Raw genomic sequence first — 1051 nt, 5'->3', positions numbered from 1 at the left:
GACCATGCCGACAGGTTCTCTTTCCACACCTTACGGACGCGGTAGCCGTTCTCTTCGGCCCACGCACGGCCCCGCTCCTCCTGTGCGCGGATGGAGAGAGCACGCTCCCCCTCGCGAACGACCTTGGACTTACGCAGCAACAAGTCAACTTCGGGGCGGCTGTCGAGTGCAGCAGGGACAGGGGCTGTGCCCCGGTCGGTGGTCTTCTTCATGGTCTCTCTGGAGACCAGAGGTTTCCTGCGCGCCTTGACCTGAGTGCCTGTCGCCATGGGGTACCCCTTGTGACCTGCGGAAACGTCCCGCTACCCGAGCAAGTCCCAGAGTGTTGGACCTACTGGGGGAGGGGTCCCCGGGGAAGCTCCCATGTGCTGAGGGCCGGATCCCGGCCTGCGGGCCGGTGGACCCTGCGGGGCTGCGCGAGAGTGGAGTGGGGCGGCCCGGCACCGGCAAAGCGACTGACGGTCGGGAAGTGGTCGGGACTCATGCCCCGCTGTGCGGGCCCGTTGTCGGGTGACACCTGTGCCCTGGGGCGGACGGGCCCGCCACCTGCCCCGTATGTACCAGTTTGGCGAGCCATTCCGGGGTCCTCGGGCAGGTCATGCGTCCTAGGTTCGGTTAAGTCGTTCCCACGGCACATCGCTCACGTACCCCGGGGCGGCGGGGGCGGGTGTGACTGGTGAGGCGCCGAGTGGGCCGGTCGGAGGGGGGATGCGCCATGAGGCCCGGTTAACCGAACCCAGGACGCATGACCTGCCGGAGCACTTCCCAAAGCCCCTTCCAAAATGGGACATTGGGGGCGGGTGGCGGGCCCGTCCGCCCCAGGGCACAGGTGTCACCCACAACGGACTGTCACCAGCGGGGCATGAGTCCCGACCACTTCCCGACCGTCAGTCGCTTTGCCGGTGTCGGGCCGCCCCACTCCACTGCCGCGCAGCCCCGCAGGGCCCACCCACCCGAGGCCGGGATCCGGCCCTCAGCACATGGGAGCTTCCCCGGGGACCCCTCCCAATGCCAGGAACTTAGGGGGTTCATTGTCGGTGTTGTCCCTGAT

The 1051-nt window shown here is 68.0% G+C and carries 1 protein-coding gene; it reads right to left on the bottom strand.

Annotated elements, in window-relative coordinates:
• Positions 1-212 (bottom strand): hypothetical protein (locus ABTZ59_RS37270; RefSeq protein ID WP_503003874.1); only part of this gene is annotated, 212 nt, incomplete at its 3' end.
• Positions 213-1051 lie beyond the last annotated feature (839 nt).

The sequence above is a fragment of the Streptomyces sp. NPDC094034 genome (genome assembly GCF_040303865.1).
Classification (GTDB): domain Bacteria; phylum Actinomycetota; class Actinomycetes; order Streptomycetales; family Streptomycetaceae; genus Streptomyces.
The sequence above is the reverse complement of the archived record's forward strand: the minus strand, read 5'-3'. Positions and strand labels throughout refer to the sequence as shown.